Annotated in this window: 11 protein-coding genes and 1 other RNA gene; 1 reads left to right on the top strand and 11 read right to left on the bottom strand. The window is 56.0% G+C overall.

The genetic code is table 11. From position 1 onward, the window contains the following. Positions 1–38: 38 nt before the first annotated feature. From INF61_RS00895 to garL, 11 genes are all read right to left on the bottom strand, one after another. On the bottom strand, positions 39–1343 hold the full coding sequence (locus tag INF61_RS00895) for a serine dehydratase subunit alpha family protein (protein ID WP_193547450.1): 1305 nt from the start codon (positions 1341–1343) through the stop codon (positions 39–41). A 20-nt stretch (positions 1344–1363) separates the two neighbouring features. Further along, positions 1364–2695 (bottom strand): amino acid permease, encoded by a 1332-nt coding sequence (locus tag INF61_RS00890; RefSeq protein WP_045357998.1) that lies wholly within the window; start codon positions 2693–2695, stop codon positions 1364–1366. A gap of 274 nt (positions 2696–2969) precedes the next feature. Beyond that, positions 2970–5264 carry a formate C-acetyltransferase gene (gene pflB, locus INF61_RS00885; protein ID WP_048246824.1) on the bottom strand — a complete coding sequence of 765 codons (2295 nt, stop codon included), beginning with the start codon at positions 5262–5264 and terminating at the stop codon, positions 2970–2972. Between the two features lie 15 nt (positions 5265–5279). Beyond that, the gene (tdcD, locus tag INF61_RS00880; RefSeq protein ID WP_193547449.1) at positions 5280–6488 is read right to left on the bottom strand and encodes a propionate kinase; all 1209 of its coding nucleotides are present in this window, start codon (positions 6486–6488) and stop codon (positions 5280–5282) included. Between the two features lie 30 nt (positions 6489–6518). Next, positions 6519–7850: a threonine/serine transporter TdcC gene (gene tdcC / locus INF61_RS00875; protein WP_193547448.1), complete on the bottom strand. Its 1332-nt coding sequence runs from the start codon at positions 7848–7850 to the stop codon at positions 6519–6521. A gap of 10 nt (positions 7851–7860) precedes the next feature. Then, entirely contained in the window at positions 7861–8850 is a 990-nt protein-coding gene (gene tdcB / locus INF61_RS00870; protein WP_023304478.1) for a bifunctional threonine ammonia-lyase/L-serine ammonia-lyase TdcB, read from the bottom strand. A 96-nt stretch (positions 8851–8946) separates the two neighbouring features. Continuing rightward, entirely contained in the window at positions 8947–9867 is a 921-nt protein-coding gene (gene tdcA / locus INF61_RS00865) for a transcriptional regulator TdcA (RefSeq protein WP_047726741.1), read from the bottom strand. 672 nt (positions 9868–10539) lie between these two features. Continuing rightward, positions 10540–10916: RNase P RNA component class A (gene rnpB, locus INF61_RS00860), an RNA gene on the bottom strand. Positions 10917–10948: 32 nt separating this feature from the next. Further along, a complete protein-coding gene (garK, locus tag INF61_RS00855; RefSeq protein WP_032672038.1) occupies positions 10949–12094 on the bottom strand; it encodes a glycerate 2-kinase in 1146 nt (381 codons plus the stop codon). A 56-nt stretch (positions 12095–12150) separates the two neighbouring features. Beyond that, positions 12151–13041 carry a 2-hydroxy-3-oxopropionate reductase gene (garR, locus tag INF61_RS00850; protein WP_017382435.1) on the bottom strand — a complete coding sequence of 297 codons (891 nt, stop codon included), beginning with the start codon at positions 13039–13041 and terminating at the stop codon, positions 12151–12153. Between the two features lie 21 nt (positions 13042–13062). Next, entirely contained in the window at positions 13063–13833 is a 771-nt protein-coding gene (garL, locus tag INF61_RS00845) for a 2-dehydro-3-deoxyglucarate aldolase (RefSeq protein WP_003862676.1), read from the bottom strand. 367 nt (positions 13834–14200) lie between these two features. On the opposite strand from garL, the gene garD reads away from it, so the two are divergent. Beyond that, a complete protein-coding gene (gene garD / locus INF61_RS00840) occupies positions 14201–15772 on the top strand; it encodes a galactarate dehydratase (protein WP_032669108.1) in 1572 nt (523 codons plus the stop codon). Positions 15773–15955: the final 183 nt, after the last annotated feature.

The following is a 15955-nucleotide window of genomic DNA, read 5'->3' as shown; positions in this document are numbered from 1 at the left end:
GGAGAGGGTTAGAGTCAGGGGTAACGGGTTGGATTAAATCACAACACCTTACTCGCCATAATTTCAATGATCTGCCGGTCCGTCGCCTGCATTGCGCGGCACGCCAGGGCGCACAGGTTAGAGATAGACTGTTCCACGTCGTGCGCCACAATCCCCTCGTTACCCGTCACGGCAGTATCATCCAGCGCCATCATCACGGCTTTCCAGGCGCTGGTGACGCTGGTCGAGACCTTCATTGCGCAGCTGTTAGAGGCCCCATCGCAGATCATCCCGCTCACGTCGCCGATCATACTGCCGATCGCCATGGCAATGGTCTGGTAAGATCCGCCCATCAGCCACGCCATCCCCGCCGCTGCCCCCATTCCGGCCGTTGTCGCCGCGCATAACGCGGACAAGCGCGGAAGCTGGTAATGGATATAGATAGCCGACAGATGCGAGAGCATCAGCGCCCGCGCCAGCCGTTCGTCATCGGCCTGAACGTGCTCAGCCACCACCACTACCGGCATGGTGGCGGTGATGCCCTGATTCCCGGAACCCGAGTTGCTCATCGCCGGCAGCGTCGCGCCTCCCATGCGGGCATCCGAGGCTGCGCTGGTGCGGATAATAATGTCTGAACCCAGATCCTGCGCCATCCAGCCGCGTGCGCGCTGTTTATTGAGCGTCGCGCCAATATGCAGCCCCCAGTTGCCACGCAAACCTTCGCGGGAGAGCGCATCGTTCAGCCGCCCCGCATCGAGGATAAAGCGGATCGCGTCGAACGGCACCTGCTCTACAAACTCAAGGATCTGCGACAGCGTGGTGGTCGAGAGTACCGCCAGCGGATCGTCGTTGTTCTGGCTCTGACAATCGTCAAGCCTGAAGCGCGTTTCGCCCTGACAAACTACCTCCACCACGCGAGTGTGCCCGCCAGCGATGGTCACCATCGCCGAGGATTCACCGACGTAAACGCAGGCGCGTGAATAGAGGATCTCCTCGCACGGCTCCTGCAATTTCACCTGCACCAGACCCGCGTTCAGCAGTGCTTTGGCGCGCGTTAGCGCCTCGGCCGACGCGTCTTTCAACACCTCCAGCCCGGCGTGTGCATTACCGCCTGTCGCCCCCAGCGCGGCCGCGATGGGTAAACCGACCATACCGGTGCCGGGCACCGTTACGCCAAGCCCGTTTTTCATCAGGTTCGGCGATACCCACGCCTCGATACGCGTCACCTCACCGTCAAGCTGTCCGGCAGCCATCGCGCACGCCAGCGCCAGCGAGACGGGTTCGGTACAGCCCAGCGCAGGCTTTACCTCTTCCTGCACAGCGCGAATAAAATGGTTCCATAAAGGATTAATTTGCTCAGACATCGTTACGACCTTATTTAACCTCATGAGAAGGCGAGGAAAGGAGAAACACAAAGCAGCAGCCCGGTAAACACAATAATCACCAGCGATACGCCTTTATATTTATGAAGTGCGGGCACTTTGTAGACCAGCCACGCCGGAATTAAGCAACCCACCATCCCGAAAATAGGGCTACAGATGGAGGTAAAGCTCAGCACCGGCGCGTTTAACACAATCGCGCTCCAGGCAAGCAGGATAGCGAACAGCATAATCCCGCGCTGGACGGTGCTTTCATTGATTTTCTCCGCCGGCATTTTGCGGCGCAGGATGTTCATCACGATGCCCTGCGTCGCCTCACGAAAGCCGAGATAGACGCCAAAGAACGCGGTCATCACGGCAAAAATGTTGAGGATCACGCTGACGATTTTGACCCAGCCCGCACCATCACCGCTGATGAACTGTGCTGCGATTGCCAGGGCGGAAATATTCTGCTCGTAGGCTTTTACCGCCTCGTCGTGCCCCATCGCCAGCGTAAAGGAGACCGCGTAGAAAAAGACCGTCACAAACAGCACGCCAAAGGCGATATTCATTGCCCGCAGCGCTTTATGACGCGCCACCTCAACGGATTTTTCCCGTGAACGATAGGAAATCACCATCGGGCTTAATGTCTGAATAAACAGAATGGAGGTTAAGGTGAAAGGCAGCGTAATAATGGCATTTTTAATCAGCAGGCCCATCGGTGGCAGCATACCGACGTTGGCTAAATGCCAGAGGCCAATCATCGAAAGCCCCAGCGCCGCCACCACAAATAATTTGGTCAGCACCATCAGGCTGGAGACTTTAAACAGCAGTTTTTCACCGCGCGACGAAATGGCGACCAGAATGCAGATCAGGAATAAGCCGTAGAACGGATTTTCCGACAGCAAACCGTCGGTTACGCCGAAGGTGTGTAGGTAGGATGCGCTGTCGTTGGTGATAGCCGTGGAATAGACAAACATCCAGATCACCAGCATCACAAAATAAAGCGCACCCAATAAGATGCCCCAGTTTTTACCTAAATAACCGCTAATGACGCTCGGGTAATCTTTGCATTCCGGTGATTCCGCCAGCGTATTAATAAACAGGCGCTGGAACAGGTACATAGCCGGATAACCAATTATCGACGAGAGTAAAAACACCCACAGCCCCATTAACCCGACCTGCACCGGAAGAAAAACGATACCCGCGCCGATAGCCATCCCGATACTCATGATGACCCAGCCCGTATCGGTGCTGTCGAATTTGATCGCCTCTCGCCATTCGCTTTCGCTCATTCCCGCCCGCCTTGCCGCAGGGGAATCACTCACAATCACACTGCTGTTTGTTGCCATATTCATTGGGCACTCGCTTATTTTGTAGGGTAACTGGTTGTTTTTATAAGGTTCCGATCGCCAGCGATTGCGAGTCAGAGGGTGCAGGTGTGAGTTATTGATATGGGAAGATCATATCCGGAGCGCGGGAGAAAAAAGTCACAACTTTTATATGGTTTTTCTAAAGCGAGAGAATAATATTACTTCGGGATAGCAGAAAGGAGAGTAAGTTTTCTAAAATTGACGACGTTCACAAAATTAAAGGCCTCCCCATTTGAGGAGGCTGAAGATGAAGCCTGTATTACATCGCCTGCGTAAACGTCCTCGAAATCACGTCCTGCTGCTGCTCGCGCGTCAGGGCATTAAACCGCACCGCATAACCTGAAACGCGGATCGTCAGGTTCGGATAGTTCTCCGGATGGGCAATGGCATCCAGCAGCATCTCCCGGTTCATCACGTTGACGTTCAGGTGTTGCCCGCCCTCAATGGTCGCTTCGTGGTGGAAGTATCCGTCCAGCAGCCCGACAAGGTTGGTTTTGCGCACCGGCTCGTCCTTGCCCAGTGCCTGCGGCACGATGGAGAAGGTGTAGGAGATCCCGTCTTTGGCATAGGTGAACGGCAGCTTGGCGACCGAGGTTAACGACGCCACCGCCCCTTTTCTGTCGCGCCCGTGCATCGGGTTGGCGCCAGGCGCAAACGGCGTGCCGCCGCGACGTCCGTCCGGCGTGTTGCCGGTCTTCTGCCCGTAAACCACGTTGGAGGTGATGGTCAGGATCGACTGCGTCGGTACCGCGTTGCGGTACGTCGGCAGCGCCTGGATTTTCTTCATAAAGCGCTCAACCAGATCGCAGGCGATACTGTCCACGCGATCGTCGTTGTTGCCGTACTGCGGATAGTCGCCTTCGATGACGAAATCCACCGCCAGACCAGTGTGGTCGCGCACCGGTTTTACCGTGGCGTATTTGATGGCCGACAGGGAATCCGCCGCCACCGACAGCCCGGCAATGCCGCAGGCCATGGTGCGGTAGACGTCCCGGTCGTGCAGCGCCATCAGCGAGGCTTCGTAGCTGTATTTATCATGCATATAGTGAATGAGATTCAGCGCGCTGATGTACTGTACCGCCAGCCAGTCCATGAAGTGATCGAGGCTCGCCATTACGGTGTCGTAATCCAGTACCTCATCCAGCAGCGGCTCGGTTTTCGGCCCCACCTGGATCTTCAGCTTCTCATCCACCCCGCCGTTGATTGCATACAGCAGCGTTTTCGCCAGGTTGGCGCGTGCGCCGAAGAACTGCATCTGCTTGCCGATCACCATCGGGCTGACGCAGCAGGCAATGGCGTAGTCGTCGCTGTTGAAGTCGGCGCGCATCAGATCGTCGTTCTCGTATTGCAGCGAGGAGGTGACGATCGACACCTGCGCGGCGTATTTCTTGAACGCGATCGGCAGTTGTTCGGACCAGAGGATCGTCAGGTTTGGCTCCGGCGCAGGCCCCATGGTGTGCAGGGTATGCAGGTAGCGGAAGCTGTTTTTGGTCACCAGCGTACGGCCATCCAGCCCCATGCCGCCAATCACTTCCGTGGCCCAGATCGGATCGCCGGAGAAGAGCGTGTCGAACTCCGGCGTGCGCAGGAAGCGTACCATGCGGATCTTCATGATGAAGTGGTCGATCAGCTCCTGGGCCTGCACCTCATTCAGCCTTCCTGCCTGCATGTCGCGTTCAATATAGATATCGAGGAACGAGGCCGTGCGCCCCAGTGACATCGCCCCGCCGTTCTGGGATTTCACTGCGGCAAGGTAGGCAAAGTAGACCCACTGCACCGCTTCCTGCGCATTCATCGCCGGACGTGAAATATCAAAGCCATAGTTCGCCGCCATCTGCTGGATCTGGAGCAACGCACGTTTATGCTCCGCCAGCTCCTCGCGCAGGCGGATCGTGGCCTCCAGATCTTCTCCGCGCTCCAGTTTCCCCTGGAGATCGGCGAACTGAAGTTCACGCTCGCGCACCAGATAGCTGATGCCGTACAGCGCCACGCGACGGTAGTCGCCGATGATGCGTCCGCGCCCGTAGCCGTCCGGCAGACCGGTCAGCACCCCCGATTTGCGGCAGCGCATCATCTCCGGGGAGTAAACGTCAAACACGCCCTGGTTGTGGGTTTTGCGCAGGTCTGTGAAGAGATATTCAAACTGCGGATCCATCTCGCGACCGTAGGCTTCGAACGAGCTGCGGATCATGTTGATCCCGCCGTACGGATGCAGGGCGCGCTTGAGCGGCTTGTCGGTTTGCAGGCCAACGATCGTCTCCAGCTCCTGATCAATATAGCCCGGCCCGTGCGCGGTAATGGTAGTGGCGATGTTGGTGTCAAAATCCACCGGAGCGTGAGTAGCATTCTCCTGACGAATGCCGACCATCACCTTCTGCCACAGCGCCGTCGTTGCTGGCGTCGCCTGCGCGAGGAAAGCTTCATCGCCTTCATAAGGGGTGTAGTTATGCTGAATAAAATCGCGCACGTTAATGGCGTTTTTCCATTCTTCACCGCGAAACCCGGCCCATGCGTCGCTGTAAGGGGCGACGCCCGTATCGATTGTTACTTTCATCAGATTCTCGCTTTATCAGGCGTAAGCCGCAGCCGGAGTAACCTTCCCAAGACGGAGGGCGTCCAGCGCGATCATTTTTTCTTCATTGGTAGGGATCACCGCGCAGGCCGCGCGGGACGACTCGGTAGAGATCACGCGCTCGCCCGCGCTGACCGGCAGGGCATTTTTGGACTCGTCGAGGATGATGCCAAACACCTTCAGGTGGTCCACCACCAGCGCGCGGATAAGCACGGAGTTCTCACCGATCCCGCCGGTAAACACCACGCCATCCAGACGGTGCAGGGACGCGGCATGACCGGCGATATGTCGCGCAATCCGGTGGACGAAGGTCTTTATTGCCAGCCGCGCCCGCTCGCTGCCGTCATGCCAGGCTTTCTCCAGCGCGCGCAAATCGGAGGAGATGCCAGAGATCCCCAGCAGCCCGGACTCTTTGTTGACCACGCGCTCCAGATCCTCGAACGACTGGCCGGTCTGCCGGGCAATCCACGCCATCGCGCCAAAATCCACGTCGCCGCAGCGCGTGCCCATCACCAGTCCTTCAAGCGGCGTCATCCCCATGGACGTGTCCACGCTTACGCCGTTACGCACCGCGCAGATGGACGCCCCGTTGCCGAGATGGGCAATCACCAGGCCGCTGTCATCGGGAGAGAGCCCGAGCAGCGCGTGCGCCTGCGCCGACACGTAGCGGTGAGAGGTGCCGTGGAAACCGTAGCGGCGCACGCCCAGCTCTTCAAAATAGCGGTACGGCAAGCCGTACAGATACGCCTGCGGCGCTATGGTCTGGTGGAAGCTGGTATCAAATACCGCCACCTGCTGCACGCCGGGGAACAAGCGCCCGGCGGCTTCCACGCCGCTCAGGTTGGCGTAGTTATGCAGCGGCGCCAGCGGGGAGACCTCGCGGATCTGCGCCATCACCTCTTCCGTGATCAGGGTCGACTCGCTGAAGAGGTCGCCGCCGTGGGCAATGCGATGGCCAATCAAGGCCACGCTGCCCATCAGGTTGCGTTTCTCCAGCTCCAGGGCGATGGCGGCCAGCGCCCCTTCGTAGTCCTGGTGAGCCAGTCTGACCGGCTCCCCCCCATTCACGGAAATAAAGGCTTTTTCTGTGTTGATGCCGTCCGCAATGCCCGTCATCAGGGCATCGCAGCCTGCGGCGTCCAGCACCGAGAACTTAACAGAGGACGATCCGCAGTTAATGACCAGTACTACCGGAAACTCAATCATGGTATGGCTCCGCTCTTCCTGAGCTTTGGTTTAAAACAGTTTGTACACGATGTTCAGAATGGTCAGCAGGCCGACCACGGTTACGAAGATGTTCTCGGTCCGGCCTTTGTATTTCGCCAGCGCAGGCGCCTTGCGGATGGCGTACATCGGCAGCAGGCACAGCAGAGAGGCGATAATTGGCGCGCCCATGGCTTCAATAAGGTCCAGGATGTTCGGGTTGGCGTAGGCCACAATCCAGGTGGAGCCCATGATGAAGACCATGCTGATGGTGTTCAGCTTGCCGACGGAGACTTTCTTCTTGTCGCCCTTGTAACCGAACTTGAGGATCAGACCGTTTAGCCCCTCCAGCGTGCCCAGATAGTGGCCGAAGAAGGATTTAAAGATAGCGACCAGCGCGATGATGGAGGCGCCGTATTCCAGCACCGTGGCGAACGTGGATTTACTGCCTGACATCGACGCGAAGTGGTTCGCCAGGTAAGAGAGCACCGGAATGTTCTGCGCTTTGGCGTCCGCCATGTTCTGCGGAGAGAGCGTAAACAGGCAGCTAAAGGCGAAGAACATCACCACCGCCACCATCAGCAGGCTGGCGCGACCAATGATTTTGGAACATTTCTGCTCGGTAAACTCTTTCCCGAACTCTGGTTCGTACTCTTCGCGTTTGGAGACCACAAACGAGGAGACGATAGGCGAGAAGTTGAAGGAGAAGACCATGATGGAGATCCCCAGCCACACCGTGACCAGAATGCCGTCATGACCGGTGAAGGCGATATCGCTCAGGTTAACCTGGTCGATCACCGCCGAGTTCCAGTACGGGATCAGCGAGAGAGAAATCAACACCAGGCTGGCGATGAACGGGAACACAAGGTAGCTCATCACTTTCACCATCAGGTCTTTACCGAACCAGATAACAAAAGCCATCAGCAGCAGCAGGAATAGCGCCACCACGCCGCGGTTCAGGGCGGGCATCTGGAGCTGGTTTTCCCAGAAGGTCATAAAGGTGTTGGTAATGGTGACGCCGTAAATCCACAGCAGCGGGCAAATGGCAAAGAAGTAGAGGAAGGTGATCACCACCCCGCCGGTCTTACCAAAATGCTCCTCCACCGTTTCGGTGATGTTGCCGGAGACGTTACTGCCGGACAAACACAGACGCGCCAGCGCGCGGTGGCAGTAAAAGGCAATCGGGAACGCGAGTACCAGCATCAGCAGGATAGGGATCAGGCCGCCAAAGCCTGCACGGATAGGGAAGAACAGCACGCCTGCGCCAATGGCGGTACCAAACAGGCCGAGCGTCCAGGTGGTATCCGATTTACGCCAGGTGGACGTTTTTGTCTGGCCAACGATAATGTTTTCTGTGTTGCTCATAAGTCATCCTTTATGCGTCAACGAAGCCGGTAATTTGGGAAACACGGGAGAGATCGATATTGCCGCCGGAAATAATGCAGACGGTTTTTCGGCCCTGAATATAGTGGTCCAGCTTGCCGCTTAATAACGCCGCGCACGCCAGCGCACCGGCACCTTCCGTGACCACCTTATTTCGCTGAATAAGCGCGATCATGCTGTTGCGAATCTCGTCTTCGCTGACCAGCACAATGTCATCGACTAATTCACGAACAATTTCGAAGGTTAAATTACCTGGGCGAGACACGTCGCAGCCGTCAGCTAATGTGCCGGTAACACGATGACTGGTTATTTCTCCGGCCTGATACGATGCCGCCATTCCGTGCACATTTTCAGACTGCACGCCGATAATATTGATAGTCGGGTTGATGGATTTAATTGCTGTCGCAATACCGGCAATTAAACCGCCGCCGCCGATGGGGACAATCACGTTATCCACGTCATATAAATCTTCGAGGATTTCCAGGCCGATGGTGCCCTGGCCGGCAATGACTTTCGGATCGTCGTAAGGCGGGATAAAAATGCGCCCTTCCATCTCGACGATTTCGCTCACTTTGGCGATGGTGTCGTTAAAGTTCTCGCCGTGCAGCACCACTTCGGCAGAGTAGTCACGCGTGGCGGCAACCTTGGATTTCGGCGCGCCCATCGGCATGACCACTTTGCCGTCGATGCCGAGCATGGCGCAGGAGAGAGAGACCCCCTGCGCGTGGTTCCCTGCGGAACAGGCCACCACGCCCTTGCGTTTTTCCGCATCGGTCAGCGAGCTTAATTTATTAAAAGCCCCACGTATTTTAAACGAACCGGTACGCTGCATATTTTCAAATTTCAGGAATATCTCACCCTTACACCGTTCGCTCAGATAATTCGAGCGCGGCATACCGGTTTTATAGATCTTTCCCGCCAGTCTTTTTCTGGCGTCCTGAATATCTTCAATGGTGACCGGGAGATCGTAAGTAATGTGCATAATATCCTCGTTATAATAATTCATTGTTTTCAGGCAAAGTCAGGGTATCAGAGCGTTAAAAAGCGTCGCTCCGGGTGTTTTAAATCATCATTATTTCTATCGTCGTTTTTCGATATTCATCGAAGAATATTGTTTTGCCAGTTCAACTAATACTGACGCCGATTTTTTAATACTGTAATTTTTTGACCACACGGCGGCATAACGCGCCACGGGTAATTCATCTTCCACCGGCAGAACAATAAACTGGTCCGAGCCGAATGGCGCAATCATGTCACGGGGGATCACCGTCAGGTAATCGGCATTGAGGACAAGGTTATAGATGGTGACGACGGAATCGGTCTGGACGATGTTTTCAATGCTGATGTGGTTGTCTTGCAGGGTGGTCAGGAGTTCGTTGTAGTAGCCCATATCGGTTTGCGGCATCACCCACTGCTCGTGCGTGAGCGATGCCAGTCTGGTCGGGCCGATGCACGTTCGTGATTTACTCGCCACCAGCACAAACTCGGATTCAAACAGTGGCTCAACGTGAAGATCCTGAAGCTGCATCCCGTCGCTCAGCGTGCCGATGGCGAAATCCAGCCGGCCATCGCGAATGGCGGGCAGGAATGAAGAGAGCTGCGCTTCATACATTGAGACGCGCGCTTTCGGGAACACTTCCTTGAATTTTTTGATCATCCCGGACAGGAAGGTGAAGCCAATCAGCGACGGATAGCCAAAAGAGACGTCCATGACGGTACTGAAACTGAGGCTGTTAATCTCGCTCACCATGTTTTTCATTTCGCGGGTGATCGACTCAGCGTAGGACAGCAGCACCTGACCGGCGGCAGTGAGTTTTACGCCGGTGTTCTTACGCACCATCACTTCCACCCCAAAGTAGGATTCGATGTCGCTGATGATTTTGCTGACGGCAGGTTGCGTCAGCCCCAGTTGTCTTGCAGCAGAACCTATGGAGCCACTTTTGATGACTTCCTGAAATACCACGAGGTGCTGTGTTTTCGGTAGAATAATAGTATTCATAATATTCTGCGCTTATTTCCCTATGACGCAGCGGATTCTACCCAATATTGTTTCAGGGGGTATGTGCTGTTACTCACAATTTGCCAGGACGCTCTGTTTTCAATCGCACCCAAAATCTATTTATGTCTTTATAAATCAAATGCTTATTACAATAAAAATACACATTTACGCTGATATTGATCAATAAAAAACGCGGTAATAAATTTATTTTATGGCAATAACCAGCGTGAATTTTTTTGCTTTAAAAATATTAATAAAGGCTATCTTTCAGGCAATTAAAGGTTAATAAAACACCATTATTCCTTTAAAACATTTTTGTGGTTTATCAACTTTACCAGGAATATTTATTCACTTTCCGGTTAAAGAGTGGGATATATCACACATTCACCAGAAGAATGTTTTTAGATTCAATATTAAATTATCAAATGAATAACATTCGGCATCACTGACTAAACATTTACAACATCTTATCAACACTAAAATTTTCTAATTTTATAGCGTTAAATTTTGTGATTACGATCATGCGCAGCAGATGAGAGGAACACAAAGTCAACCAAATAGTGAAATGTGCTTAGCGTCGCAAAATTGAGAATTGATGTCGTTTGGCGCTTCGCTTACCCGGCCTGCAACCTTCAGAAAACAAAAACCCCGCCGAAGCGGGGTTTCGTAAGAAGTTGAAGCTGACCGATAAGCCGGGTTCTGTCGTGGACAGTCATTCATCTAGGCCAGCAATCGCTCACTGGCTCAAGCAGCCTACCCGGGTTCAGTACGGGCCGTACCATGTGAACCCCTATTTGGCCTTGCTCCGGGTGGAGTTTACCGTGCCACGGACTGTTACCAGCCGCGCGGTGCGCTCTTACCGCACCCTTTCACCCTTACCTGATCCCGCTTGCGCGGGCCATCGGCGGTTTGCTCTCTGTTGCACTGGTCGTGGGTTTCCCCCCCAGGCGTTACCTGGCACCCTGCCCTGTGGAGCCCGGACTTTCCTCCCCTCCGCCCGTCTCCCCCGAAAGGGACGACGACGAAGCGGCGACTGTCTGGTCAGCTTCGGCGCGCAGTATAGAGGGTTTGCGCGCCGCTGTCACCCCTGGCTACGCATGCCTACCTGCAATGTGGCCGCGATATTCCGCGAGGCGCGGTAAATGTTGTCATACGCTCCCTGGAACGCCTCTTCCAGTGAACCGATACTGGTCAGTACGCTGAACACCGCGTCGATGCCGTACTGATGCACCACACCCACATCCTGCGTCAGACTTCCGGCAATCCCGATCACCGGCTTATGGTATTTTTTGGCGACGCTCGCCACGCCGACGGGCACTTTGCCATTAATGCTCTGGCTGTCGATGCGCCCTTCCCCGGTCAGCACCCACGTGCAATCGTGAATATGTTCTTCAAGATTGAGCGCCTGAGTGACAATCTCGATGCCGCTTTTCAGCTCAGCGCCCAGGAAGGCCATCAGCGCCGCGCCCATGCCGCCCGCGGCGCCAGCCCCCGGAACCCGGTTGACGTCAATGCGCAGTGATTTTTTGATCACCCCGGCGTAGTGGCTAAGATTGGCGTCGAGTTCGAGGATCATCTCCTCCGTGGCGCCTTTTTGCGGGCCAAAGATACGCGACGCGCCGCTTTCACCCACCAGCGGATTCGTCACGTCACAGGCGACGCGGATTGCGCATCCCTGAAGACGCGGATCGAGATCGGAAATATCAATCCGGTTAAGCGCCATCAGGCTGCCGCCGCCGTAGCCGATCTCCGTCCCGTTCGCATCCGTAAACTTCGCGCCCAGCGCCTGCATCATACCCGCGCCCCCATCGTTGGTTGCGCTCCCGCCGATACCGATAATGATGTTGCGCGCGCCTTTATCCAGCGCGCTGAGGATCAGCTCCCCCGTCCCGCGCGACGTCGTGACCAGCGGGTTACGCTGCGCGGGAGGAACAAGCACCAGGCCGCTGGCGGCGGCCATCTCGATAAACGCGGTGGTACCGTCGCCCGAGATCCCCCAACTGGCCTTCACCTTTTCCCCTAACGGGCCGGTGACGACAGCCTGCTGCCAGGTGCCCTGCGTCGCGGCGATCATCGCTTCAACCGTACCTTCTCCGCCGTCAGCAACGGGAACAGACACGTAATGAGCGTCGGGGAAAATTTCCCGAAATCCTTTTTCTATCGCCTGCGCCACCTCGGTGGCAGACAGGCTTTCTTTATAAGAGTCTGGCGCGATTACGATTTTCATAGTTGTATGCCTGAGCCGTAGGCCCGGTAAGCGTAACGCCACCGGGCAGGACGTCATTAGCGAGCAATTTCAACCTTCGCCAGTTTTTCGTAATAGCACGCTAACGCGCTGTGATCGGCGGTGCCCAGACCGTCCGCACGCAGCGCCTGCATCATCTCCATGACGGCGGCAGTCAGCGGCAACTGCGCGCCCACGCCGTGGGAGGTATCCAGCGCATTCGCCAGATCCTTAATGTGCAGATCGATGCGGAAGCCCGGCCTGAAGTTACGATCCATCACCATCGGCGCCTTGGCATCCAGCACGGTGCTGCCCGCCAGACCACCGCGAATGGCCTGATAGACCAGATCCGGATTAACGCCCGCTTTGGTGGCCAGCGTCAGCGCTTCGGACATGGCCGCGATGTTCAACGCCACAATCACCTGGTTTGCCAGCTTGGTGACGTTGCCTGCGCCAATTTCACCGGTGTGCACCACGGAGCCAGCCATGGCTTTCATCAGGTCGTAGTATTTGTCAAACACGGCTTTATCGCCCCCCACCATCACCGACAAGGTGCCGTCGATGGCTTTCGGTTCGCCGCCGCTGACTGGCGCATCCAGCATCTCCACACCTTTCGCTTTCAGCGCCTCGCTGATTTCGCGGCTTGCCAGCGGTGCGATAGAACTCATGTCGATCACCACCAGACCCGGCTTCGCGCCGTCGATAATGCCGTTCTCACCCAGCGCCACCTCTTTCACGTGCGGGGAGTTTGGCAGCATGGTGATAATCACGTCGCACTGCTCAGCAATCGCTTTTGCGGTTGTCGCCGTTTCTGCGCCAGCCGCAATCACCTCTGCCACCGCGTCTGAATTACGATCTAAAACCACCAGTGAGTAACCTGCTTTGATGAGGTTTTTGCTCATTGGTTTGCCCATGATACCCAGGCCAATAAAACCCACTTTCAGCGTCATAATCTGTTTCCTCAATGATGGTTATTTTTTAAAAGCGTCCGCTAATTTCTGCGTGGCGGCGCGGAATACGCCGAGATCGCTGCCCACGGCAACAAACGTTGCGCCCCACTCCAGGTAGCGGCGGGCATCGGCTTCCACTGGCGCCAGAATGCCGCACGGTTTACCGTGCGCTTTGGCACGGGCAAAAATGTGCTGAATTGCGCGCTGCACGTCCGGATGGCTGGCGTTGCCCAGATGACCAAAGGCGGCCGCCAGATCGCTCGGGCCGACGAAAATGCCGTCTACCCCCTCCGTCGCGGCAATAGCGTCGACGTTATCGACCCCCTGCTGGCTCTCGATCTGAACCAGAATGGTGATGTTCTTGTTGGACTGAGCGAAATAGTCCGGCACGGTGCCAAACATGTTGGCGCGGTGCGAGACGGACACGCCGCGGATCCCTTCCGGTGGATAGCGGGTCGCCGCCACGGCCAGCACCGCTTCTTCTTCCGTTTCAACAAACGGGATCAGGAAGTTGTAGAAGCCGATATCCAGCAGACGCTTGATGATCACCGGCTCGTTGGTGGGCACACGCACCACCGGCGCGCTGTGGCTGCCTTTCAGCGCCATCAGCTGCGGAATAAACGTGTTGATATCGTTTGGCGCATGTTCGCCGTCCAGCACCAGCCAGTCGAACCCGGCCAGGCCCAGCACTTCGGTGCTGATGGGGTTGGCCAGCGCAGACCAGCAGCCAATCTGAATCTGGTGCGCCGCGAGGGCCGCTTTAAATTTATTCGGGAAGATGTCGTTACTCATTACTTATACCTTTTTTAATTCCGCAGTTTTAGCCAGTAGCTTTTCTTATTTATTCCGACTCAGCGTCAGCGTTATATTTATTTTCCTGACTGAATTTTGGCGTTATAAAATCGTCATTCAGTATAATCGTCACCACCCGGCAGCACATTGTCTCAATGCTCAATTATCCAACGGGAGTAGCACGCTATTTTGAGCATATGCCCAACACAGTGGGCGCTGATGCACAGAATCAACGATTAGTGGTTCGGGAGCGATCGCGATCACATTCTCACCTTTCCTCTCCTGGCATTCTTTATTTCCTCAATAAGAAACAATTAACCATCTGGCTATATTTAGTATCAGATATTTTGCTGGAGAAGAGTGAACAATGGCCGATATTGAAATTCGACAGGCGTCGCCGACGGCGTTCTATATAAAAGTGCACGATACCGATAACGTGGCGATTATTGTCAACGACAATGGCCTAAAAGCTGGCACCCGCTTTCCGGATGGCCTGGAGCTGATTGAGCACATTCCGCAGGGGCATAAAGTCGCACTGGTCGATATCCCGGCGCAGGGCGAAATCGTGCGCTACGGCGAAGTCATCGGCTATGCGGTGCGCGCTATCCCGCAGGGTAGCTGGATTGAAGAGTCGCTGGTTGAGCTACCCACCGCCCCGCCGTTGGAGACGTTGCCGCTGGCTACCCGCGTCCCTGAGCCGTTGCCTCCGCTGGAGGGTTATACCTTCGAAGGTTACCGCAACGCGGATGGCAGCGTGGGAACCAAAAACCTGCTTGGCATCACCACCAGCGTGCATTGCGTGGCGGGCGTAGTGGATTACGTGGTGAAAATTATTGAGCGCGATCTGCTGCCGAAATACCCCAACGTTGACGGCGTGGTGGGTCTTAACCACCTGTACGGCTGCGGCGTGGCGATCAACGCGCCCGCAGCGGTCGTGCCGATCCGCACGATTCACAATATCGCCCTTAACCCAAACTTTGGCGGTGAGGTCATGGTGATTGGTCTCGGCTGTGAAAAATTGCAGCCAGAACGCCTGTTGCAGGGTACTGAGGATGTGAAAGCCATTCCGGTTGACGATGCCAGTGTTGTGCGACTTCAGGATGAACACCATGTCGGCTTCAGATCGATGGTCGACGACATTTTACAGGTGGCAGAGCACCATCTGGAGAAGCTGAACAAACGCCAGCGTGAAACCTGCCCGGCCTCTGAACTGGTCGTTGGGACACAGTGTGGCGGCAGCGATGCGTTTTCCGGCGTCACCGCCAACCCGGCAGTCGGTTATGCCTCCGATCTGTTCGTGCGCTGCGGCGCCACGGTGATGTTCTCCGAAGTCACCGAAGTACGTGATGCTATCCACCTGCTCACGCCGCGCGCCGTCAACGAAGAGGTGGGCAAACGCCTGCTGGAGGAGATGGCCTGGTACGATAACTATCTCGACATGGGCAAAACCGACCGCAGCGCCAACCCGTCTCCGGGTAACAAGAAAGGCGGCCTGGCGAACGTGGTGGAAAAGGCCCTCGGGTCGATTGCCAAATCCGGCCAGAGCGCGATTGTGGAAGTGCTCTCCCCTGGCCAGCGACCAACCAAACGCGGTCTGATCTACGCGGCAACGCCTGCCAGTGATTTCGTGTGCGGCACCCAGCAGGTAGCGTCCGGCATTACGGTACAGGTCTTTACCACCGGGCGCGGCACGCCGTACGGCCTGATGGCGGTACCGGTGATCAAAATGGCGACCCGCACCGAGCTGGCAAACCGCTGGTATGACTTAATGGATATCAACGCGGGCACCATCGCCACCGGGGAAGAGAGTATTGAAGAAGTGGGCTGGAAGCTGTTCCACTTCATTCTGGATGTGGCAAGCGGGCGGAAGAAAACCTTCTCCGATCAATGGGGATTGCATAACTCGCTGGCGGTGTTTAACCCGGCGCCGGTGACCTGATGGCCCCTCACCCTACCCTCTCCCCACCGGGGAGAGGGTAAAAAACCGCACCGGGCAGTCCCCTCTCCCCTATGGGGCTGAGGGTTCCCCACAAAATAATGCCTGCACAGACGGCCCCCTCTCCCTTGAGGGAGAGGGCTGGGGTGAGGGGGAACATACGGCTCAGGTGGTCATTCCGTTCAC

This window comes from Enterobacter cloacae complex sp. P18RS (assembly GCF_014982105.1).
Lineage (GTDB): Bacteria > Pseudomonadota > Gammaproteobacteria > Enterobacterales > Enterobacteriaceae > Enterobacter > Enterobacter hormaechei_C.
The sequence above is the reverse complement of the archived record's forward strand: the minus strand, read 5'-3'. Positions and strand labels throughout refer to the sequence as shown.

Bases quoted from the DNA above. Each gene is read 5' to 3' on its own strand.
- INF61_RS00895 (WP_193547450.1), bottom strand. From the start codon at position 1,343: ATGTCTGAGCAAATTAATCCTTTATGGAACCATTTTATTCGCGCTGTG.
- INF61_RS00890 (WP_045357998.1), bottom strand. From the start codon at position 2,695: ATGAATATGGCAACAAACAGCAGTGTGATTGTGAGTGATTCCCCTGCG.
- pflB (WP_048246824.1), bottom strand. From the start codon at position 5,264: ATGAAAGTAACAATCGATACGGGCGTCGCCCCTTACAGCGACGCATGG.
- tdcD (WP_193547449.1), bottom strand. From the start codon at position 6,488: ATGATTGAGTTTCCGGTAGTACTGGTCATTAACTGCGGATCGTCCTCT.
- tdcC (WP_193547448.1), bottom strand. From the start codon at position 7,850: ATGAGCAACACAGAAAACATTATCGTTGGCCAGACAAAAACGTCCACC.
- tdcB (WP_023304478.1), bottom strand. From the start codon at position 8,850: ATGCACATTACTTACGATCTCCCGGTCACCATTGAAGATATTCAGGAC.
- tdcA (WP_047726741.1), bottom strand. From the start codon at position 9,867: ATGAATACTATTATTCTACCGAAAACACAGCACCTCGTGGTATTTCAG.
- garK (WP_032672038.1), bottom strand. From the start codon at position 12,094: ATGAAAATCGTAATCGCGCCAGACTCTTATAAAGAAAGCCTGTCTGCC.
- garR (WP_017382435.1), bottom strand. From the start codon at position 13,041: ATGACGCTGAAAGTGGGTTTTATTGGCCTGGGTATCATGGGCAAACCA.
- garL (WP_003862676.1), bottom strand. From the start codon at position 13,833: ATGAGTAACGACATCTTCCCGAATAAATTTAAAGCGGCCCTCGCGGCG.
- garD (WP_032669108.1), top strand. From the start codon at position 14,201: ATGGCCGATATTGAAATTCGACAGGCGTCGCCGACGGCGTTCTATATA.